Source organism: Streptomyces sp. NPDC002888 (assembly GCF_042888465.1).
In the GTDB taxonomy this organism is placed as follows: Bacteria; Actinomycetota; Actinomycetes; order Streptomycetales; family Streptomycetaceae; genus Streptomyces.
On sequence record NZ_JBIAPU010000002.1, the window covers coordinates 516,481 to 537,277 of the forward strand.

A 20,797-nucleotide genomic window follows, 5' to 3' on the forward strand; every position below is an offset into this window, starting at 1 on the left:
GGAGGGTCTGACAACGGCCCTCGGCCGCAGGAACCCTCAGGTCAGAGAGCCTCTTCCGGTCCCTGCTCCTACTCCTGCTCCTACTCCTGGTCCTGTCCCTGCTCCTGTCCCTGCTCCTGCTTCCGGTTCTTGATCAGTTCCGCCAGGACCTTCGTCACGTACGCCTCGACCCCCGCCTTGTCGATGCCGAGGCCGCTGAGCACGCCCTCGCCGTTCTCGTGCTCCAGCAGGGCCAGCAGGATGTGTTCGGTGCCGACGTGGTTGTGGCCGAGGCGGAGGGCCTCGCGGAAGGTGAGTTCCAGGGCCTTCTTGGCCGCCGGGCCGTACGGGATCAGTTCGGGGGCGTTCTCGGCGGCCGGCGGGAGCGCGGCGGTCGCCGCCTCGCGGACGGCGTCGAGGAAGACGCCCTGGTCGGCGAGGGCCTTCGCGGCGAGGCCCTCCGGCTCGGCCAGCAGACCGAGGACGAGGTGCTCGGGGAGCCCCTCGGCGCCGCCGGCGGACTTGGCCTCGTTGTGGGCGGCCACGACCACGTTCCGCGCGCGGGGCGTGTAGCGGCTGAAGCCCTCGTTGGGGTCGAGGTCCGTCGACTCCTTCGGCACGAAGCGCTTCTGGGCGGCCTGCCGGGTGACTCCCATGCTCCTGCCGATGTCCGTCCAGGAGGCGCCCGACCGGCGGGCCTGGTCGACGAAGTGGCCGATCAGGTGGTCGGCCACCTCACCGAGGTGCTCACCGGCGATCACCGCGTCCTGGAGCTGTTCCAGGGGCTCGGCGCGGACGTCCTTGATGGCCGCGATGAGGTCGTCGAGGCGTACGGATGACGTGATGGTCGTGTTCGTCGTCATGCGTCAACCGTAGGTTGACACTCGTTGGGTGTCAACCTCGGGTTGACATGAACCGGCCTCCACGCGTGCGTGCCCCTCGCTCCTGCTCCTCGCTCCTATTTCGGCGAAGTCACCACCAGCCGCACCGCCAACCCCGTGAACACCGTCCCGGAGACGACGTTCAGCCACCGGTTCACCCGCGCACTGCGCCTGAGGAAGGACGCGAGGCGCCCGGAGAGCAGGCCGACGCTGCCGTCCCACAGGAAGCCCATGACCACGAGCGTGGCGCCGAGCAGCAGGAACTGCCCGCTGACGTGCCCCAGGGACGGGTCCACGAACTGGGGCAGGAACGCCACGTTGAAGAGGATCACCTTGGGGTTGAGCAGGTTGGTGACGGCGCCCTGCCAGAAGGCGCGCCGCATTCCGGGACCCGACGGGGTGCCCTCGGCGGTGGGCACGGAACGGTCCCGGAACGCCTTGACGGCGAGGTAGAGCAGATAGGCCGCGCCCGCCCAGCGCAGCACGTGATAGAGCGTCGGCAACGTCGTGAACAGCGTCGACAGGCCGAACGCCGCGGCCACCGTGTGCACGAGCATCGCGCAGGCCACCCCGAACGCGGCCATCACACCGGCCGCGGGACCGCCCCGGCCTCCCATCGCGATGACGAACATCATGTCGGGGCCGGGAGTGACACAGAGCGCGAGGGCGGCGACGAGGAACGCCGCGTAGAGAGACATGTCCATCATGCGCGGCATGCTTGGAGCCGCAGGGAAGAGGGTCGACCGAGTTTCGCGGAGTGAGACGCGGAGGCTCAGGGGGGCTCCGTACGCGATGACTGGCCGCCCTCCCGTCCGTGGCACGATCGACGGGTGAGCAGCAGTACGCCCAGCGCCGTCGACCGCGCCTTCCAGGCCGCCCTCTACGACACCACCGACACCGCCCTCGACACCGGCGCGTCGCTCCTCGCCGCAGCCCCCGCGGCGGACGCCGAGCTCGAGCGGCGCGGGGAGGAGTTCGTGGCGACGGCCTGGCGTCGTGGCTGGCAGCCCGCGGACGTCGTACGGATCGTGCGCCGGGAGCTGGACGACGTACACGTACGCCTGGTGTCGGCGTTGATCCGCGCGCAGGCACGGGACGACCGCCCGCGCGGTCGCCGCTGGGCGGCACAACTTCAGGAGCTGGCCGCCGGGGCCCTTGAGGCGCCGCCCCGCGCCGACCGCTTCTCCTACGCCACCGCGGTCCTGGAGCTGTACCGCCTGCTGCTGCGCCTGCCCGCCCTCGAACCCCTCGAAGAGCCGGCCGGCCGGCCCGGATCCGACTCCCGCATGCTCACCCGCATCCGCGCGCTGCTCGCCAAGGCGGAGGCGACCGGGTTCCCGGAGGAGGCGGAGGCGCTCACGGCCAAGGCGCAGGAGCTGATGGCCCGGCACAGCGTCGACGAGGCGCTGCTCGCCGCCCGGGCGCCGGCCCCGGACGCGCCCGGCGCCTGCCGCATCGGCGTCGAGCCGCCGTACGAGCAGGCCAAGGCGGTGCTGCTCGACGCGGTCGCCGACGCGAACCACTGCCGAGCCGTGTGGAACGAACCCCTCGGCTTCTCCACCGTCGTCGGCTTCGAGGCCGACCTGGAGGCGGTGGAACTCCTCTACACCTCGCTCCTCGTCCAGGCCACGACGGCGATGACGAAGGCGGAGGCCGCCCAGCGAGCGGGGGGCCGCAAACGCACGAAGACCTTCCGGCAGTCCTTCCTCGCCGCTTACGCCCACCGCATCGGCACCCGCCTCGCGGCCGCCGCCGAGGTCGAGGTCAGCGACGACCTGCTCCCCGTCCTCGCCTCCCGCGAGGTCGCGGTCACCTCGGCGACGGACCGGCTGTTCCCGCAGACGGTCACGACCCGCCTGCGCGGGGTCAGCGACACGGCCGGCTGGACCGAGGGCGCGGATGCCGCGGACCGGGCCCGCGTGGAGACCCGGCCCCGGCTCCCCTGATCCGCGGTCAGTCGCCCGCCTGCTGGAACGCGCTCACCGAGGCGTCCGGGTCGCCGGTGTCGTCCTTGAGCGCGATGTCGCCGTACGACCACGGGAAGCTCTTGGTGGCCTTGGCGCCAGGCAGGCCGTACTTGACGGTCCGCACGGAGAGGCTCTTCGCGTCTCCGCCCTCGCCCCGTGCGTAGGTGATGGTGAAGGCCGCGGTGCCCTTTTCGGTGAGCGTCAGCTTCTGCGGCTGCGCGGCCTCGTCCTGGGGGACGCTGCTGGAGACGCTGCCGGCGTCGAGGCCGACCGCGGGGAAGCCCTCCAGGGTGCACTCCGCGCCCTGGTTGGTGAGGGTGACGGTGACGTTGCCGGTGTCCCCGGCGGCCGGAGCGGCGTTGACCGGGCCGACCTCCGCGCCCAACTGGCCGAGGGCGCAGACGCCGCCGGGGCTCTTCCCGTCGGCGCTGGAGCCGCTGTCGGATCCGCCGCCGGACCCGTCACCGCCGCTGTCGCAGGCGGTGAGCAGGAGGGCGGCGGCTAGGACGGTGACGGTGAGCGGAACGGCGCGCATGATTGGGTCCCCTGAGATCGTGACAGTGCCCACCGATCATCACGCACAAGCCCACCGCCCCGCCGCGCGCCCCCGCGCTCACGACCACACCGCACCACCATGCGCCCCCACCGCACGCCCCACCCGAGCCCCTGAACTGCGAGAGCCGCAGGTCACAGCTGATCGCTTCCGAATGTACGGAAAGTGCGAGATGTACTGAATGAGCCGGGCCGGCCGAGCCAGCCGGGCCGGCCGAGCCAGCCGAGCCAGCCGAGCAAGCCAGCCGATCAGGCCGATCGAGGCGATGCCGACGCGTGCGGCCCCGCTACGACCCGAGGCTCGCCGTCGGCAATCCGGTGGGCAGCTTCCCGCCCTCGGACCTGGTGTACGTCTCCGCGCCGACGGCACCCTCCCAGGTGACCTTCAAGCCGGCCTTGCTCACGGAGTCGACCATGCCCGTCGCCCGGTCCTTGCTGCCGTCCGTGCACTTGAGGTGGATCATCTGCATGCCCGCCTCCTCGCCGGCGGTCCCGGTGCACACGGACCCGCCCGTCTCGAAGAGCGCGGCCTCCTTGCCGTTGATCACCAGTGCCACGGCGTGACCGTCGTTGGTGGTCAGCCAGCTGCCCTGGAGGCCGCCCGACGGGGACGCGGTAGCGCCGGAGCCGCCACCGGTGTCGGCGGTCGCGCTCGGGGCCGAGCTGGACGGGGAATCGTCCGCCGAGTCGCCGCCGTCGCTGCACGCGGTGAGCGCGAGCGCGCCCGCCAGCCCCAGGGCCGCCGCCGCGACCCGCGCCCGCCGACGCGACGCGCCGAGCGAGGGGCGCGAGGAGGTAGCCGAAGTCACTGCAAACTCCCAAGCTGTAGCCGGTCGGCCCACGGGCCGGAAGGTCCGCAGCAAGCTACCAGGACGACTTCCGAACCCCCGGCAGATACCCCGCGTGCGCCTGCTCCCGCAGACTCACCCGGGACAGCCCGAACGCCCGGAAGTAGCCGCGCGGCCGCCCGTCCACCTGGTCGCGGTTGCGGACACGAGTGGCGCAGGCGTCGCGCGGCTGCCCGCGCAACTCCCGCTGAGCGGTCGCCCGTTCCGCCTCCGTCGACGACGGCCGTCGGATGATCTCCTTCAGCTCGGCGCGGCGTGCGGCGTACCGCGCGACGACCTCCTTCCGCCTGTCGTTCTTCGCGATCTTGCTCTTCTTCGCCATCAGACCTTCACTCCCCGGGCGCGGATCCGGGCCACGGCCGCCTCGACGCCGATGGTGTCGACCGTCTTGATCCCCCTGGCGCTCAGCCGCAGCCGGACGTACCGGCCCTCGCTGGGCAGCCAGTACCGCTTGGTCTGGATGTTCGGGTCGAAGCGGCGTGAGGTGCGCCGGTGGGAGTGGGAGATGCGGTTGCCGAAGCCGGGCTGGGCGCCGGTCAGCATGCAGTGCGCGGACACGGGTGACGTACCTCTCGTCGAACCATGATGCTAATGGAATTCATTTTCAGTAACATAGCAGCATGGCACGCAACGAACTCCGCCCGGTCATCAAACTCCGGTCCACGGCCGGAACCGGCTTCACGTACGTCACCCGCAAGAACCGCCGCAACGACCCGGACCGCATGACGCTGCGCAAGTTCGACCCGGTCGTCGGGCGTCACGTCGACTTCCGAGAGGAGCGCTGACCACCGCCATGCGCAAGGGAATCCACCCGTCCTACGGGCCCGTCGTCTTCCGTGACCGTGCCGCGCACCACGCCTTCCTCACCCGCTCGACGATGACGAGCGAGAAGACGATCGAGTGGGAGGACGGCAACACCTACCCGGTCGTGGACGTCGAGATCTCCGACGTCAGTCACCCCTTCTACACCGGTACCGCCCGCGTCCTGGACACGGCCGGACGCGTGGAGCGCTTCGAGCGCCGGTACGGGAAGCAGGGCTAGTCCGGTGTCCGAACTCTCCGTCGTCATCGTCGGCGGGCTGCACGCCGACGCGCGCCGGGCGGCGGTCGCGCGCCTGCTCGCCGACGTGCCCGGCAGTGTCGTCCTCCACCACGACCTGGCGACGGCCGCCGCCGGCACGGTCGTACGGACGGTCCGCGACGCCGGCGGGATCCTGTCCGCCGGCGAGGCGCCCCTGGTCAACGACTGTGCGTGCTGTGCGCTGCGCGATGACCTGGTGCCCGAGCTGGAGCGGCTCGCCGAGGCCGGGGAGGCCCGGCTCGCCATCGTCGAGCTGTGGGACTCCGTCGAGCCCAGGGCCATGGCCGAGGTGGTCACGGCCGGCGGGCTCACCGTCACCGGCGTGATCACCGCCGTCGACCCGGCGCTGCTCCTGCCGTACCTCGGCAACGGCGACGACCTCGCCGAACGCGGCCTCGCCGCGGCCGCCACCGACCAGCGCACGGTCGCCGACACCTTCGCCCGCCAGCTGGAGTACGCCCCCGTCCTGGCCGTCGCCGACTCCGACGAGGCCGACGACGAGGACCGCGAACTCCTCGCCCAACTACACCCGACGGCCCGCCGGATCCTGATCGCCGCCGACGACCACCCAGCGACACCGTCACTTCCCGAGCGGCCACCCCTCGGGCACTCACCCCTCGCCCAAGCCGCCCTCGCCGGCTTCGACGTCGAAGCGGCGGCAGCCGCGCAGCACCCCGCCTGCGCGCTGCTCCCGGCGGAGGCCGACGCGTGCGGGGTCGCCACCTTCGTCTGGCACCAGTGCAGGCCCTTCCACCCGGAGCGGCTGTACGCGGCTCTGGAGGACCTGACCTGCGCCGCTGCCCGCAGCAGGGGCCGGTTCTGGCTCGCGGACCGGCCCGACACGCTGCTCCACTGGGACGCGGCCGGCGGGGCGCTGTGTGTGGAGAGCGTGGGCCCGTGGCTCGCCTCCCTGCCGGATGCCGCCTGGGAGATGGTCCCGCCGGTGCGTCGCGCCGCCGCCGCGCTGGACTGGCACCCCGAGCACGGCGACCGCTGCCAGCACCTGGTCTTCACGTCCCCCGGCCTCGACCGCGAGGGACTCGGGCGGCTGCTGGAGTCCTGCCTGCTGACCGACGCCGAGTACGCCGCCGGGAGGGACGCCTGGAAGCGGCTGCCCCCCTCCTTCGACACCCTTCTGGAGGTCTGACCCCGCCATGCCCCGCACGACCGACCGCAAGCCCGCCAAGAACCGTCCCAACCCGCTGGACCAGGCCGGGATCACGTACGTCGACTACAAGGACACCGACCTGCTGCGGAAGTTCATCTCCGACCGCGGCAAGATTCGTGGCCGCCGTGTCACCCGCGTCTCGGCCCAGCAGCAGCGGCAACTGGCGCGCGCGATCAAGAACGCACGGGAGATGGCGCTGCTGCCGTACTCCAGCCGCTGACAGTCACGCCCTCGGCCCCCGCTCCGTCCGGACGCACCTACCGGGCGGAGCGAGTCGTTTTTTGCCCTACCCGGCGATGGAACACAAGAGGCCCCTTACGCGTCTGTTTCTAGTACAGGACGAAACAATGCGAAGCATTTACCGATCGAACCGATCGTGCACGGCATGCGTCAAAGCTGTAACCGCAGGAACACCCCGTGTGCACGTGCATCTGCGTCTGCATCTGCATATGAACGGGGTTATGATCCGGGTCTGTTGACCATGGCACCAATGGCCACTCGAGCCAGTGCACCACCGGGGAGCTACCTGTGGACCAGGACGTTGACGGGGGGTACGACGTGTACAACGGCATGACGGCGACACAGCTGCACGGGGTGGCCTGGCAGAAGAGCCGGCACAGCAACTCGCAGGGTTCCTGCGTGGAGTTCGCGAGGCTGCCCGGCGGAGACGTGGCCGTGCGCAACTCGCGTTTCCCCGACGGGCCTGCGCTCGTCTACACGCGGGCCGAGATCGAGGCCATGCTGCTCGGCATCAAGGACGGCGAGTTCGACCACCTGATAGCGGGCTGACCGAAGGCTTGCCCCACGCCCGCCTCAGGACAACGGTGTCAGGTGCCGCAACGCGCGTAGAACCGCGGCGCCAGTGTGCGCCGCGGTTCCTCATTCGGCGGAGGAGCGCAGCTGGAAGAGTGCCCACACGACCTTGCCGCTGAGCGTGCCGGTCAGCGGGTGCCAGCCCCAGCCGTCGCTGAAGGAGTCGACCAGGAACAGGCCGCGGCCCGACTCCGCCGAGAAGTCGTCCGTGGTCCGTGCCACGGGGCTGTCGTGACTGGGGTCGCGCACCGCGCACACCAGCCGCTCGGTCCAGCGCATCAGATGCAGCCGCACGGCCGGGCTCTGCTCGGGGGGCAGCGGGGCGTGCGCCGGCAGCGCGTGCCGCAGCGCGTTGGTGACGAGTTCGGAGACGACGAGACAGACGTCGTCGAAGCGATCGCCGAGGTCCCACTGGTCGAGGGTTCCGCGCGTGAACTGCCGTGCGTCGCGCACCGCTTCGTAGCGGGCGGGCAGGGCGCACGAGGCGGCGCTGCACACGGCCGCGGGGTCCAGCGGCGGAAGGCCCTGCCGTAACGGCTCGAGCATGGTCGATCCATTCGTCCCCATGCGAGGCACTCCCGGGAATTCGCGGTCGTTGCGATGCAGCGGTGGCGCGGGACCATGGTTTCGGATGCGCACAGCAGATGCAAGGGCAGATGCACGTGCACGTGACCGAAATGGACCTTCCCGTACCGCTTGTTGGCCATTTTTTCCGCCATCTTCACGCCTCTTGCCTGGTCTTTCCCTTCCCTCTTCGCTCCCTCTTCGCTCCTCCTCCGCTCCCACTCGGCTCCCACTTCGCTCCCTCTCCTCTCCCTCCCGTCGCTCTCTTCCGCCCCGCACCATTGATTTCTTCCCGTCTCTGTAATCGGACGAGTACTGCTCGGAGTGTTTTAGTGGCAGACTGCGGCCCCTAAGACGGTTGGGGAGGCTGGCGAACGTGAGCGCGGGAGAGCCCGGATCGGTGGTGCGGCGCATGCTGCTCGGCTCGCAACTCAGGCGACTGCGTGAGGCACGGGGCGTCACGCGTGAGGCCGCGGGGTACTCGATCCGTGCCTCGGAGTCGAAGATCAGCCGGATGGAGTTGGGCCGGGTGAGCTTCAAGACGAGGGATGTCGAAGATCTGCTGACGCTGTACGGCATCACGGACGAGGCGGAGCGTGCGGCGCTCGTCGGTCTCGCCCGCGAAGCCAACGTGGCGGGCTGGTGGCACAGTTACTCGGACGTCCTGCCGAACTGGTTCCCCACCTATGTCGGCCTGGAGGGTGCTGCCTCGCTGATCCGCGCCTACGAGGTGCAGTTCGTGCACGGGCTGCTCCAGACCGAGGCGTACGCCCACGCGGTCGTCGAGCGCGGCATGAAGGGCGCGAGCGCCGCCGACATCGACCGGCGGGTCGCGCTGCGCCTGGAGCGGCAGAAGTACCTCGTCTCCGAGAACGCCCCCGAGGTCCACATCGTCCTGGACGAGGCCGCGCTGCGCCGGCCGTACGGCGACCGCGAGGTGATGCGCGGCCAGCTCCAGCACCTGATCGAGTTCTCCGAGCGTCCCAACGTACGGCTGCAGATCATGCCGTTCAGCTTCGGCGGGCACTCCGGGGAGAGCGGCGCCTTCACCATCCTGAGCTTCCCGGAGTCCGACCTGTCGGACGTCGTCTACCTGGAGCAGCTCACCAGCGCGCTCTATCTCGACAAGCGCGAGGACGTCGGCCAGTACGAGCAGGCACTCAAGGAGCTCCAGCAGGACAGCCCCGAGCCGGCCGAGAGCCGGGACCTGCTGCGGGGGCTTTTGCAGCTGTCGTAGGTGCCGTTAGGGATAACCCTCGGTTTTCCTGTGTGCTTCTTGCGTTTCCCGAGGTGACGCCTCCAACTCACGTGAAACGTAAGTACGATGACGTGTGATCAGTATCTCGGGGCTGATCGGAGGCCGATCCGGTGTCTGCCTCGACTGCTTCGGCAGAAGGGATTGAGGGATCACATGTCGTCCTGCTTCACCGACCTGGCTCAGCAGTTCATCGACGGTGAATGGCGCCCGGGAACCGGCTCCTGGGACATCATCGACTTCAATCCGTACGACGGCGAGAAGCTCGCGTCGATCACCATAGCCACCATCGACGAGGTCGACGAGGCGTACAAGAGCGCCGCTCGTGCCCAGAAGCAGTGGGCCACGATCAATCCCTACGCCCGCCGTGACGTCTTCGACAACGCCCTGCGGCTGCTGGAGGAGCGCGAGCAGGAGATTCTCGACGCGGTCATCGCCGAGCTCGGCGGTACGTATGTGAAGGCCCGCTTCGAGATCAACCTCGCCAAGGAGTTCCTGCGCGAGGCGGCCCATCTGACGCTGCGGTCCGAGGGCCGGATCCTGCCCTCCCCGGTCGAGGGCAAGGAGAACCGCCTCTACCGCGTGCCGGTCGGTGTCGTCGGTGTCATCAGCCCCTTCAACTCGCCGTTCCTGCTGTCGATCAAGCCCGTCGCCGCGGCTCTGGCCCTCGGCAACGCCGTCGTCCTCAAGCCGCACGAGGACAGCCCGATCGTCGGCGGCACCCTGATCGCGAAGCTCTTCCAGGACGCGGGCCTGCAGGCCGGCCTGCTCAACGTCGTCGTCACCGACATCGCCGAGATCGGCGACGCGTTCATCGAGCACCCGATCCCCAAGGTCATCACCTTCACCGGCTCCGACAAGGTCGGCCGGCACATCGCCACCGTCTGCGCCGCGCAGCTCAAGCGCACGGTCCTCGAACTGGGCGGCAACAGCGCGCTGGTGGTCCTGGACGACGCCGACATCGACTACGCGGTCGACGCGGCCGTCTTCAGCCGGTACGTCGACCAGGGCCAGGTCTGCATGGCCGCGAACCGTGTCCTGGTGGACCGCTCCGTGGCGGCCGAGTTCACGGAGAAGTTCGTCGCGAAGGTCAGAACCCTCAAGACCGGCGATCCGCGCGACCCGCAGACCGTGATCGGCCCGGTCATCAACTCCCTCCAGGCCAACGCCATCTCAGCCGCCGTCGACCAGGCGGTCGCCGAGGGCGCCACGGTCCTGGTGCGCGGCACGACGACCGACAACCTGGTGGAGCCGTCCGTCCTCACGGACGTGCCGTCCGACTCCTCCCTCCTGCACAAGGAGATCTTCGGCCCCGTCGCCCTCCTCGTCCCCTTCGACGGCGAGGAGGAGGCGATCCGCATCGTCAACGACACCCCCTACGGCCTCAGTGGAGCCGTCCACACGGCCGACGTCGAGCGGGGTGTCGCCTTCGCCAAGCAGGTCGACACCGGCATGTTCCACGTGAACGACGGCACCATCCACGACGAGCCGCTGGTCCCCTTCGGCGGCGAGAAGAACTCCGGGATCGGCCGGCTGAACGGCGAGACCACGCTGGACGCGTTCACCACGCTGCGGTGGATCTCGGTGCAGCACGGGCGGAGCGCGTTTCCTTTCTGAGTCCTCAGATGCTGAGGACAGATGATTGAGGACAGCAGCTGACCTAAAGGGTCGGTAACGTCATCGGTGTCAGGCGGCAGCAGCCGTAACGCCCCGATGAAAGGCGACCGTTCATGGTCACTCACGTGCGAGCAGAGGCCCAGGGCGATGAGCGCGGAGCGCTGCTCTCCTTCCTCGCCGAGCAGCGCGGCGGCATCCGGCGGTCGGTGCTCGGCCTCACGGACGAGCAGGCCTCCCAGCGCCCCAGCGCCAGCGAGCTCTCCCTGGCCGGGCTGATCAAGCACGTCGCCGAGGTCGAGCAGAGCTGGGTGGCCCGCGCCAAGGGCGAGGAGCCGGCCGTGCACCGGGAGGAGTCGAACTGGCACGAGTGCTTCGCGCTGGTCGACGGCGAGACGGTCACGTCGCAGCTGGAGTACTGGGAGAAGGTCGCCGCCGAGACGGAGGCGTTCGTGCGCTCCGCGCCCAGCCTCGACGACAGCTTGCCGCTCCCGAAGGCTCCCTGGTTCCCGGAGGAGTCCGTCTCCGTGCGCTGGGTGGTCCTGCACCTGATCCGTGAGACGGCCCGGCACGCCGGCCACGCCGACATCATCCGTGAGTCCCTGGACGGCGCGAGCGCCTGGGACCTGGTGGCCAAGGAAGAGGGCGCCTCCTGGGGCTGACCCCGGCCGCAGGGAGGTGCGGGCCTAATCTGGACCGCATGTCAGCGATCCGTCTCCTCGTGCTGGGCGCGGTGCGCCAGCACGGGCGGGCCCACGGCTACCAGGTGCGCAACGACCTGGAGTACTGGGGCGCGCACGAGTGGTCCAACGCCAAGCCCGGCTCGATCTACCACGCCCTGAAGCAGATGGCGAAACAGGGCCTGCTGCACGCCCACGAGATCGCCCCCTCCACGGCCGGCGGCCCGCCGCGCACGGAGTACGAGATGACCGACAAGGGCGCCGAGGAGTACTTCGCGCTGCTGCGCGAGGCGCTGACCTCGTACGACCAGAAGATGGACGTCAAGTCGGCGGCCATCGGCTTCATCGTCGACCTGCCCCGCGGCGAGGCGGTCGCGCTCCTGAAGGAGCGGACCCGGCGGATCGGCGAGTGGCGCTCGGCCGTCACCGAGAACTACGTGCCCGAGGAGGGGCCCGAACAACTCGGCCACATCGGGGAGATCATGAACCTCTGGGTCCACTCGGCCGACGCCGAGTCCGAGTGGACCCAGGGGCTGATCGACCGGATCGAGCGCGGGGCCTACACCTTCGCCGGGGAGGGCGATCCGTTCGTCGGCGTGCTCCCGGACAGTCAGGAGAACCCGTACGCGACGGGTGAGGCGCATCCCGAGGACGCCCACTAAGCAAGTTTGACTATCGCAGGCGACGAGGATTACGTTGAGGCGAGTAGTCAACTTTGACTAGCTTCGATCGGGAGGAGAGTGGGGCACGTGGCCGACACGGCGATCACCGTCGAAGGCGCACGCAAGACGTACGGCACCACACACGCACTGGACGGGCTGGACCTCGCGGTCACGCGTGGCACGGTGCACGGAGTGCTCGGCCCCAACGGGGCCGGCAAGACCACCCTGGTCCGCATCCTGTCGACCCTGCTGCGGCCCGACGCCGGCCGGATCGAGGTGGCCGGGCACGACGTCGTGAACAGGGCCCGCGAGGTCCGTTTCCGCATCGGCCTCCTCGGCCAGCACGCGGCTCTCGACGAGGAACTCGGCGGCCGCCAGAACCTGGAGCTCTTCGGCCGCCTCCATCACCTGGGCGCCCGCCACGCGCGCGTGCGGGCCGACGAACTCCTGGAGCGCTTCGGCCTGACCGACACCGGCCGCAAGCCGGCGCGCTCCTACAGCGGAGGCATGCGCCGCCGCCTCGACCTCGCCGCGTCCCTGATCACCGAACCGGAGGTGCTCTTCCTGGACGAGCCGACGACCGGCCTCGACCCGCGCGGCCGCGCCGAGGTGTGGGAGTCGGTCCGCTCCCTGGTCGGCGGCGGCACCACGGTCCTGCTCACCACGCAGTACCTGGAGGAGGCCGACCAGCTCGCCGACCGCATCTCGGTCGTCGACCACGGCCGGGTCGTCGCCGACGGCACGGCGGACGAGCTCAAGGCGCTGACCGGCGGGGACCGCATCGACGTCGTCCTGCGCGACCCGGGCCAACTGGGAGCGGCGGTCGCCCTGCTGCCCGTACCGGCGTCGGGCGTGTCGGTGGACGCCGACCGCCGGCTGCTCAGCGCCCGCGTCACCGACCGCATGGCCGCGCTCTTCGGCGTCGTACGGGCCCTGGAGGAGGCCGGCATAGAGGCGGAGGACATCGCGCTGCGCCGCCCGACGCTGGACGAGGTGTTCCTGCACCTCACCGGAGGAGACCAGCACGTCAAGGAGGACGCATGAGCATGTACGTCCTGACCGACTCCTGGACGATGACCCGCCGCGAACTCGCCCACTGGGCACGCCAACCCGTCCGGGTGGTCGTCGGCCTGGTCTTCTCCGTGATGCTGCTGCTGATGTTCGCCTACCTGATCGGCGGCGGCCGTGGTGTCACCGGCGACTACCTCGACTACCTCCTGCCCGGCATGCTCGCGCTCACCATGGCCTTCGGCCTGGAGAGCACGATGCTCGCCATCACCCAGGACCTCAACAAGGGCGTCATCGACCGCTTCCGCTCGATGCCCATGGCCGACGGGGCGGTCCTGGTGGGTCGCGCGGCCGCGGACATGCTCCAGTCGGCGGTGGGGCTGACCCTGCTGATCGGCGTCGGGTACGTGCTCGGCTGGCGCGCCCACGACGGCCTCGGCGGCTTCCTCGGAGCCGTCGGCCTCCTGCTGCTCTTCCGCTTCGCGATGCTGTGGATCGGCATCCACCTGGGCCTGGTGGCGGGGAAGCCGGAGCTGGTGCAGGCCGTCCAGATCCTCGTCTGGCCGGTCGGCTTCCTCTCCAACGCCCTCGCCACCCCCGAGTCCATGCCCGCCTGGCTGGCCACGGTCGTCGAGTGGAACCCGATGTCCCAGACTGCGACAGCCGTACGCGACCTCCTGGGCAGCCCCGGGGGAGAGCCGGGGCACGTGTGGGCGGCGGTCGTATGGCCGTTGGCCCTGCTCGCAGTGTTCTTCCCGCTGGCGGTACGGAGGTTCGCGCACCTGGGCCGTTAGGTCTCCCTAGTGGTGGAAGCCCGTCGCCGCCCCCTTGTCCCGGGTCAGCGGATGCGGCTGCCGGCGCAGCTCCGGCAGCAGGCGGGTCAGGTCGTCCAGGAACAGGTCGGCGAGGTCGGCCGAGAAGCCGTTGCGGCACACCACCCGCAGGACGGACAGGTCCTCGCGGTTCGGCGGGAAGGTGTACGCGGGCACCAGCCAGCCGTTCTCGCGCAGCCGCCGGGAGACGTCGAAGACGTCGTACGCCGTCACGTCGTCCGCGGTCGTGAAGGCGAAGACGGGCAGTTGGTCGCCCCGGGTGATCAGCCGGAAGTGGGGGGGGGGGGGGCCCCGCCCGCCGCGCCCCCCCCCCCCCCCCCCCCCCCGCGCCCGCCCCCCCCCCCCCCCCCCCCCCCCCCCCCGACACTCCGGGCCACGTCCCGCGTGGACTGCTGCACGGCCCGGTAGCCCTCCCGGCCCAGCCGCAGGAACGTGTAGTACTGCGCGACGACCTGGGCGCCCGGCCGGGAGAAGTTGAGCGCGAAGGTCGGCATGTCACCGCCCAGGTAGTTGACGCGGAAGACGAGTTCCTCGGGCAGGGCCTCCCGGTCGCGCCACAGCGCCCAGCCGACCCCTGGGTAGACGAGCCCGTACTTGTGCCCCGAGGTGTTGATGGAGGCCACGCGCGGGAGACGGAAGTCCCACACCAGGTCCTCGTCCAGGAAGGGCGCGACCATGGCGCCGGACGCGCCGTCGACGTGTACCGGGATGTCGAGCCCGGTGCGCTCCTGGAGGGCGTCGAGGGCCGCACAGAGGTCCGCGATCGGCTCGTACGACCCGTCGAAGGTGGAGCCGAGGATGCCGACGACCCCGATGGTGTTCTCGTCGCACATCTCGGCGGCGGCCTGCGGATCGAGGTGGAACCGGTCGCCCTCCATGGGCACCAGGCGGGCCTCCACCTCCCAGAAGGTGCAGAACTTCTCCCAGCAGACCTGGACGTTGACGCCCATGACGAGGTTCGGGCGCGCCCCCGGGTACCGGTCGGCGTTGCGCCCCGCCCAGCGCCGTTTCAGCGCCATCCCGGCGAGCATGCACGCCTCGCTCGACCCGGTCGTCGAACAGCCCACGGCGGCCGAGGGGTCGGGCGCGTGCCAGAGGTCGGCGAGCATCGCCACACAGCGCCGCTCCAGTTCGGCGGTGCGCGGGTACTCGTCCTTGTCGATCATGTTCTTGTCACGGCACTCGGCCATGAGCACCCCGGCCTGGGGCTCCATCCAGGTGGTGACGAACGTGGCGAGGTTCAGCCGGGCGTTGCCGTCCAGCATCAGCTCGTCATGCACGACCTGGTACGCCGTCGAGGGCGGGAGCGGGGTGTCGGGCAGGCGGTGTTTGGGCGGCGCCTCGGCCATGCCGCCGACCGGGTTCGCCTCCCAGTGGAAGGGGTTGACGGACAGGGGGCGCTCGTCGGGCTTCTGGACGCCTTCGTGCAGGGCCATGAGTTTCTCTCCTGGGAGTTCGGAGTTCGGAGTTCGGAGTTCGGAGTTCGGAGTTCGCGGAGTTCGGAGTTCGGAGTTCAGGTGACTGGTGTTCCGTCGTCGTGCAGCTGCATCTGCGGCCGCCCCGTCACCAGCAGCCACGCCGGCAGCGAGGCGACGCAGAGCAGGGCGACGATCGCGGGTGAGGCGGTCAGTACGGCGGCCGTGAACAGGCTCACCCAGCCCTGCCGGGTGATCGCGAGGAGCACGCCGAGCACCCCGCAGGACACGCCCAGCGCGGGCTGCACGTCGGGCACGAGGGCGTGCGCGAACAGGCCGAGGGCGGTGCCGACGAAGACGGCCGGGAAGATGCGCCCGCCCCGGAAGCCGCAGGACGCGGCGACGAGCAGCGCCGCCAGCTTCACCACCGCCATCGTCGCGAACTGCCCCGCCGACCAGCCCTCGGGATCGCGCGCCAGCTCCGCGATCTCGTCCAGCCCCTTGAAGAGCGTCAGATGGCCGCCCACGGCCGCCAGCAGCCCCAGCACGAGCCCACCGGCCGGAAGCGCCAGCATCGGGTGACGCAGCCGGGCGAAGGCGCCGTGGACGTACGGGAAGGCGCGGACCGCGCACAGGGTGAGCAGCGCGGCCGCGGAGGACACCACGAGGGCCGCCAGCAGGTCGCCCCAGCCCGGCCGTCCGAGCGTGGGCAGATGCAGGTCGAAGGAGGGATGCGCGACCAGGTCGGTCGTGACGGCGCCCGCGGCCCCGGCGGCGAGCGGCGCGAAGACGTTGTCCCACAGCGCCCCTCTCACCGGCCGCCCGACCAGCGCCTCGGAGATGACCAGCGCCGCCGCCACCGGCGTGCCGAACAGCGCGCCGATCGTCGCCGCCTCCGCCAGCGCCACCCACAGCTCCCCGGGCGCCCGCGGCAGGAACCTGCGGCCCAGCCAGAACGCGAGCCCGACGTTCACGGCGATGATCGGGTTCTCCGGGCCGAGGCTCGGCCCGCCCGCCAGCATCAGCGCGGTCGCGAGCAGCAGTCCCGGCAGCACGGCGGGCGGGAGCACGGGAGCGCTCAGACCGGTGGTGGCCGGGTCCGGACCGGCGTGTCCCGGGACCTTCCACACCACCAGGCCCACCAGGACACCGGTCGAGGTGAGCACGACGAGCATCCACAGCACGGAGTACCGGCCCACGCCCAGCGCGTCCGGCAGGTCCCCCCAGAGCACGTCCTTCAGTTCCTCGGCACCCGCGCTCACCCCGACGAGGATCAGGCTCGCCACCACGCCCACCACGAGAGCGGGGAGGATCAACGGCAGCAGGGTGCGCGCCGGGGTCGACGGGGCGGTGGGTGCCTGCTGCGCGGTGTCCTGAGCCACGCGCTCACGATAAGCGGACAAAGTGGTCAAAGTTGGGCACAACATCCGGAGGGAATGCCGGAGGGAAACGGGCTTGCACCTCACGTCACGTGAGGGCCCACCGTGGAGTGCGTACAGAGAAAGGAGCGGAAGTGAGCTACTCCGTGGGACAGGTCGCCGGTTTCGCCGGGGTCACGGTGCGCACCCTGCACCACTACGACGACATCGGCCTGCTCGCGCCGAGCGAGCGCAGCCACGCGGGCCACCGGCGCTACAGCGACGCCGACCTCGACCGGCTGCAGCAGATCCTGTTCTACCGGGAGCTCGGCTTCCCCCTCGACGAGGTCGCCGCCCTGCTCGACGATCCGGACACGGACCCGCAGCAGCACCTGCGCCGGCAGCACGAACTGCTGACCGCCCGGATCGAGAAGCTGCGGAAGATGGCGGCGGCCGTGGAGAACGCCATGGAGGCACGCAAGATGGGCATCAACCTGACGCCGGAGGAGCGGTTCGAGGTCTTCGGGGACAAGGACCCCGAGCAGTACGCCGAGGAGGCGGAAGCGCGCTGGGGCGGCACCGAGGCGTACGCCGAGTCGCAGCGCCGGGCCGCCACCTACACCAAGGAGGACTGGACGCGTATCAAGGCCGAGGTCGAGGCCTGGGAGCAGCGCTACGTCGCCCTGATGACCGCCGGGGAACCGGCGACGGGCGAGCACGCCATGGACCTGGCCGAGGAACACCGCCGGCACATCGGCGCGTGGTACCTCGAGTGCCCCTACGAGATGCACCGGTGCTTCGCGGAGATGTACGTCGCCGACGAGCGTTTCAAGGCGTACTACGACTCCATGCGGCAAGGCCTCGCCGAGCACCTCAAGGAGGCGATCCTCGCCAACGCCGCCCGCCACACCTCCTAGGACCCTGGCCCGGGACGCGGATCACTCCCGGGCCAGGACCACCGCCGTCCCGTACGCGCACACCTCCGTGCCGACGTCCGCCGCCTCCGTCACGTCGAAGCGGAACGCCAGCACGGCGTTGGCCCCACGCGCGCGTGCCTGCTCGATGAGCCGGGCCATGGCCTGGTTGCGGGTCTCCACGAGCGTCTTGGTGAGCCCCTTGAGCTCACCGCCGATCATCGACTTCAGACCGGCGCCGATCTGGCTCCCCAGGTGCCGGGAGCGCACGGTCAGTCCGAAGACCTCGCCGAGGACCTCCTGGACGCGGTGGCCGGGTACGTCGTTGGTGGTGACGACGAGCACGTCGGGCTGGGGGCCCTGGCCGCCGCCGTATTCTTCGATGCCCATGGTTCACAGCTTTGCCCCAGGGACCGCACAGTGCATCCTGGGGAGCCCCTTGGAACCTGGGCCCCGACGGCTGCGTTGATACGTTTGGGCAGCCAGCCCCCAGCCCTACCCCCACAGCAGGAGCCACACTCCCGTGACCACGCTTGCGCTCGGCCCCGAGTGGATCAGCCCGGACTATCTGATCTCGACCTTCAGCCTGCCCGGCATCCTGCTGATCGTGTTCGCCGAGTCCGGGCTCTTCGCGTTCCTGCCCGGCGACTCCCTGCTGTTCACGGCGGGTCTCTTCGTGGCCCAGGGGCAGTACATCAGCCAGCCGCTGTGGCTGGTGTGCGCGCTCATCGTGCTGGCCGCCGTCATCGGCGACCAAGTGGGCTACATGATCGGCAAGTTCTTCGGCCCCAAGCTCTTCAACCGTCCCAACTCCAAGCTCTTCAAACAGGAGAACCTGGAGAAGGCCCACGAGTTCATGGAGAGGTTCGGCCCCAAGGCCATCGTCCTCGCCCGCTTCGTCCCCATCGTGCGCACCTTCGCCCCCATCGTGGCGGGCGCCGGCCGCATGAAGTACCGCACGTTCCTCGTCTACAACGTCATCGGTGGCGTGGCCTGGGGCACCGGCGTCACCCTTGCGGGTTACTGGCTCGGCCAGATCGAAGCCATCCGGACGAACGTCGAGGCGATCCTCGTCCTGATCGTGGTGATCTCCCTGGTGCCGATCATCATCGAGTACCTGCGCGAGCGCTCCAGGAAGAAGAAGGCCGCCGCCGAGGCACCCGCCACCCGCACCCAGGCCCAGCCCCCGGCCATGGACGACGCCACGACCCAACTCCGCCGCATCCCGTCGGCCCACGAGGACCAGCCGCAGAACGGCGACCAGCAGGGCAACGCCCAGTACGGCCAGTACGACGACTACTACGGCCAGCAGCAGCAGCAACAACAGCAACAGCAGCAGCACCAGCAGCCGTACGCCCAGCAGTACCCGCAGAACTACCCCCAACAGCCCTACGGCGGCCAGCAGGGCCAGCAGCAGTACCCGTACGACAACCAGGGCTACTGAGGCAGCACCGCGCGCCCCGAAAGGGGCGCGTCCGGCGCTAAAACCCTCGCGTCCGCTTCGCGGCCCTGCGCTTCTCCGTCGACCCGATCCGCAGGAACAACCGCGAGATCTCCGACCCCAGGTTCACCCCGATGGCGATCGCCATCGCCAGTGCCGCCGCCTTCGACAGCGACACCAGCCCCTCGTCGACCTGGTTCTGAGCGATCGACAGCAACCCGAAGTACGTCGCGGAACCGGGCAGCAGCGGCCCGATCGCAGCCGTCGTGTACGGCAGTGCGGACGCGAACCGGTACCGGGCCAGCAGCTGCCCGAACAGTCCCACCAGGCCCGCCGCCACGGCCGTGGAGGCGACCGGCGAGAGATCGCCGGCGTAGTACATCGCACCGTAAACCGCCCACGCGACACCCCCGTTGAGGGTCACGGCCAGCACGGTGGATCGTTCCTGCTGCAACAGCACCGCGAAGGTCAGCGACAGCAGCATCGACGCACTGAGCTGCCAGTACGGTTCCTCGGGGATGTGCAGCGCCGCGTCCGGGTTGAGCTTCGCGCCCAGCTGCACGCCGAAGTACAGCACCACGAGCACCCCGACGACGATGCCGACGAAGAAGTACAGGACCTCGAGCAGGCGCGCGGACGCGGTGATGTAGAAGCCGGTCAGACCGTCCTGCACGCCCGCGACCAGAGCCCGCCCCGGCAGCAGCGCGAACAGCCCACCGGTGATCACCGCGGACGCCTTCACGTCGACGTGCGCCACGGTCAGCGCGACCCCGATCGCGGCCGGCGGCATCGCGGCCACCGTGAACTGGTAGAACTCCGGCAGCCCGCGCCCCGCGCACAGCCACGCCAGCCGGTCGCCGAGCATCGCGCCCAGCGCGGCCGCCACGAACACGATCAGGTCACCGCCGACGAGCACGGAGGCCGAACCCGCGAGCAGCCCGCTCGCCGTGGTCAACGCCCAGCCGGGATAGGGGTGCCGGTTGCGGCGGATCTCCGCGAGCCGCCGGTAGGCATCCTCCAGGGAGATGTGGGTCTCCGTGTCGCTCAGGTCGTCGACGAGCTGGTAGACGGCCGCGAGGCGCGTGTAGTCGGTCCCGCGCCGACGCACGGTCCGCGACGCCGTCACCGGGTCCTCCACCAGGGACGGCTGGTACGAGATCGACAGCAGCGTGAAGGTGACGTTCGGCTCGCAGCGGTCCAGACCGTACGACCGGCAGACGGCGAACATCGCCGCCTCCACGTCCTCCGCGTTCTCCCCGCCCGCCAGCAGCAGCTCGCCGATACGCAGGGTCAGGTCGAGCACGCGCGGGACGGCGGGACCGCCCTCCTCCTCCGGCTTCTGCACCAGCTCGAGCGCGGGCCGCTCGGCCACGGGCATGCGCAGCATCGTGCGCATCCGGTCCTGCCAGGGGAGGTCCTTGGTCAGGCTGACCACCGGAATGCCGGTGGGCGGCGTGAACGCGGGCGGGGCGTGCCGGGCGTTGTAGGTCCGCGGCGGACTGAACGCCGACCCCTCCGGCTCCACCACGGGTGCCTGCGGGGCGTCGAGCCCGTTCGGCAGGGCGAACTCGGACGTGGTCTCGGACTCGCCCCCGGTTCTGGGGACGGCGAGGCCGTCGGGGATGGCGAACTCCGATGTGATCTCGGCGTCGAACGAGCTCCTCGCCTCGTCCGACTGCGGCTTGCGGTACTCCGCCTCCGTCACTCCGCAACGCTCCCTGTGAGACACCTTCAGCAGCCCTCAGTATGCGCACGCGTACGCAC

General features: G+C 70.4%; 24 protein-coding genes and 1 pseudogene. 14 read left to right on the forward strand and 11 right to left on the reverse strand.

Translation table 11 applies throughout. The features are described 5' to 3' along the window. Nucleotides 1-80: 80 nt before the first annotated feature. Nucleotides 81-842 (reverse strand): Clp protease N-terminal domain-containing protein, encoded by a 762-nt coding sequence (locus tag ACFYWX_RS05310; RefSeq protein WP_389422598.1) that lies wholly within the window; start codon nt 840-842, stop codon nt 81-83. A gap of 95 nt (nt 843-937) precedes the next feature. After that, nucleotides 938-1,567, reverse strand: a complete 630-nt coding sequence (locus ACFYWX_RS05315) for a LysE family translocator (protein ID WP_389422599.1) — start codon at nt 1,565-1,567, stop codon at nt 938-940. A gap of 123 nt (nt 1,568-1,690) precedes the next feature. On the opposite strand from ACFYWX_RS05315, the gene ACFYWX_RS05320 reads away from it, so the two are divergent. Further along, nucleotides 1,691-2,806, forward strand: coding sequence for a DUF2786 domain-containing protein (locus ACFYWX_RS05320; RefSeq protein ID WP_389422600.1), 1,116 nt, complete (start codon nt 1,691-1,693; stop codon nt 2,804-2,806). A 7-nt stretch (nt 2,807-2,813) separates the two neighbouring features. Here ACFYWX_RS05320 and ACFYWX_RS05325 read toward each other — a convergent pair whose 3' ends face one another. From ACFYWX_RS05325 to rpmB, 4 genes are all read right to left on the reverse strand, one after another. Then, nucleotides 2,814-3,362 (reverse strand): DUF4232 domain-containing protein, encoded by a 549-nt coding sequence (locus ACFYWX_RS05325; protein WP_389422601.1) that lies wholly within the window; start codon nt 3,360-3,362, stop codon nt 2,814-2,816. A 304-nt stretch (nt 3,363-3,666) separates the two neighbouring features. After that, nucleotides 3,667-4,188: a hypothetical protein gene (locus ACFYWX_RS05330; protein ID WP_389422602.1), complete on the reverse strand. Its 522-nt coding sequence runs from the start codon at nt 4,186-4,188 to the stop codon at nt 3,667-3,669. 55 nt (nt 4,189-4,243) lie between these two features. Next, the gene (gene rpsN, locus ACFYWX_RS05335) at nt 4,244-4,549 is read right to left on the reverse strand and encodes a 30S ribosomal protein S14 (protein ID WP_389422603.1); all 306 of its coding nucleotides are present in this window, start codon (nt 4,547-4,549) and stop codon (nt 4,244-4,246) included. Beyond that, a complete protein-coding gene (gene rpmB, locus ACFYWX_RS05340; RefSeq protein WP_389422604.1) occupies nt 4,549-4,785 on the reverse strand; it encodes a 50S ribosomal protein L28 in 237 nt (78 codons plus the stop codon). The genes rpsN and rpmB overlap by 1 nt, the downstream gene beginning before the upstream one ends. A gap of 62 nt (nt 4,786-4,847) precedes the next feature. Here rpmB and rpmG point away from each other — a divergent pair, with 62 nt between their 5' ends. The 5 genes from rpmG (at nt 4,848) to ACFYWX_RS05365 (ending at nt 7,265) form a co-directional block, all read left to right on the forward strand. After that, nucleotides 4,848-5,012, forward strand: a complete 165-nt coding sequence (gene rpmG / locus ACFYWX_RS05345; protein WP_053669727.1) for a 50S ribosomal protein L33 — start codon at nt 4,848-4,850, stop codon at nt 5,010-5,012. A gap of 8 nt (nt 5,013-5,020) precedes the next feature. Then, the gene (locus tag ACFYWX_RS05350; protein WP_389422605.1) at nt 5,021-5,269 is read left to right on the forward strand and encodes a type B 50S ribosomal protein L31; all 249 of its coding nucleotides are present in this window, start codon (nt 5,021-5,023) and stop codon (nt 5,267-5,269) included. Between the two features lie 4 nt (nt 5,270-5,273). Next, nucleotides 5,274-6,455, forward strand: coding sequence for a CobW family GTP-binding protein (locus ACFYWX_RS05355; protein WP_389422606.1), 1,182 nt, complete (start codon nt 5,274-5,276; stop codon nt 6,453-6,455). 7 nt (nt 6,456-6,462) lie between these two features. Then, nucleotides 6,463-6,696, forward strand: coding sequence for a 30S ribosomal protein S18 (gene rpsR, locus ACFYWX_RS05360; RefSeq protein WP_389422607.1), 234 nt, complete (start codon nt 6,463-6,465; stop codon nt 6,694-6,696). Between the two features lie 350 nt (nt 6,697-7,046). Further along, entirely contained in the window at nt 7,047-7,265 is a 219-nt protein-coding gene (locus tag ACFYWX_RS05365; protein ID WP_051866585.1) for a DUF397 domain-containing protein, read from the forward strand. Between the two features lie 90 nt (nt 7,266-7,355). On the opposite strand, the gene ACFYWX_RS05370 is transcribed toward ACFYWX_RS05365, so the two are convergent. Continuing rightward, a complete protein-coding gene (locus ACFYWX_RS05370) occupies nt 7,356-7,856 on the reverse strand; it encodes an ATP-binding protein (protein ID WP_389422608.1) in 501 nt (166 codons plus the stop codon). Nucleotides 7,857-8,265: 409 nt separating this feature from the next. Here ACFYWX_RS05370 and ACFYWX_RS05375 point away from each other — a divergent pair, with 409 nt between their 5' ends. The 6 genes from ACFYWX_RS05375 (at nt 8,266) to ACFYWX_RS05400 (ending at nt 13,866) form a co-directional block, all read left to right on the forward strand. Beyond that, nucleotides 8,266-9,090, forward strand: a complete 825-nt coding sequence (locus ACFYWX_RS05375) for a helix-turn-helix domain-containing protein (RefSeq protein WP_389422654.1) — start codon at nt 8,266-8,268, stop codon at nt 9,088-9,090. Between the two features lie 174 nt (nt 9,091-9,264). After that, on the forward strand, nt 9,265-10,725 hold the full coding sequence (locus ACFYWX_RS05380; RefSeq protein ID WP_389422609.1) for an aldehyde dehydrogenase family protein: 1,461 nt from the start codon (nt 9,265-9,267) through the stop codon (nt 10,723-10,725). Between the two features lie 113 nt (nt 10,726-10,838). Then, nucleotides 10,839-11,384 (forward strand): DinB family protein, encoded by a 546-nt coding sequence (locus tag ACFYWX_RS05385; RefSeq protein ID WP_389422610.1) that lies wholly within the window; start codon nt 10,839-10,841, stop codon nt 11,382-11,384. A 38-nt stretch (nt 11,385-11,422) separates the two neighbouring features. Then, entirely contained in the window at nt 11,423-12,064 is a 642-nt protein-coding gene (locus ACFYWX_RS05390) for a PadR family transcriptional regulator (protein ID WP_389422611.1), read from the forward strand. Nucleotides 12,065-12,151: 87 nt separating this feature from the next. Beyond that, nucleotides 12,152-13,108 carry an ATP-binding cassette domain-containing protein gene (locus tag ACFYWX_RS05395; protein WP_389422612.1) on the forward strand — a complete coding sequence of 319 codons (957 nt, stop codon included), beginning with the start codon at nt 12,152-12,154 and terminating at the stop codon, nt 13,106-13,108. Next, a complete protein-coding gene (locus ACFYWX_RS05400) occupies nt 13,105-13,866 on the forward strand; it encodes an ABC transporter permease (protein WP_389422613.1) in 762 nt (253 codons plus the stop codon). The genes ACFYWX_RS05395 and ACFYWX_RS05400 overlap by 4 nt, the downstream gene beginning before the upstream one ends. Before the next feature lie 6 nt (nt 13,867-13,872). Here the strand turns inward: ACFYWX_RS05400 and ACFYWX_RS05405 are convergent. Beyond that, nucleotides 13,873-15,341 (reverse strand): annotated as a pseudogene (locus ACFYWX_RS05405) (glutamate decarboxylase). Nucleotides 15,342-15,418: 77 nt separating this feature from the next. Beyond that, a complete protein-coding gene (locus ACFYWX_RS05410; RefSeq protein WP_389422614.1) occupies nt 15,419-16,702 on the reverse strand; it encodes an ion channel protein in 1,284 nt (427 codons plus the stop codon). 131 nt (nt 16,703-16,833) lie between these two features. Between ACFYWX_RS05410 and ACFYWX_RS05415 the strand changes: the two genes are divergently transcribed. Further along, complete coding sequence (locus tag ACFYWX_RS05415; protein ID WP_389422615.1) at nt 16,834-17,595, forward strand: MerR family transcriptional regulator; 762 nt, start codon at nt 16,834-16,836, stop codon at nt 17,593-17,595. Between the two features lie 21 nt (nt 17,596-17,616). Here ACFYWX_RS05415 and ACFYWX_RS05420 read toward each other — a convergent pair whose 3' ends face one another. Then, on the reverse strand, nt 17,617-17,982 hold the full coding sequence (locus ACFYWX_RS05420; RefSeq protein WP_389422616.1) for a YbjQ family protein: 366 nt from the start codon (nt 17,980-17,982) through the stop codon (nt 17,617-17,619). Nucleotides 17,983-18,115: 133 nt separating this feature from the next. Here ACFYWX_RS05420 and ACFYWX_RS05425 point away from each other — a divergent pair, with 133 nt between their 5' ends. Continuing rightward, nucleotides 18,116-19,036 (forward strand): DedA family protein, encoded by a 921-nt coding sequence (locus ACFYWX_RS05425; RefSeq protein WP_389422617.1) that lies wholly within the window; start codon nt 18,116-18,118, stop codon nt 19,034-19,036. A 37-nt stretch (nt 19,037-19,073) separates the two neighbouring features. Here the strand turns inward: ACFYWX_RS05425 and ACFYWX_RS05430 are convergent, their stop codons facing one another. After that, nucleotides 19,074-20,738 (reverse strand): threonine/serine exporter ThrE family protein, encoded by a 1,665-nt coding sequence (locus tag ACFYWX_RS05430; RefSeq protein WP_389422618.1) that lies wholly within the window; start codon nt 20,736-20,738, stop codon nt 19,074-19,076. Between the last annotated feature and the right edge of the window lie 59 nt (nt 20,739-20,797).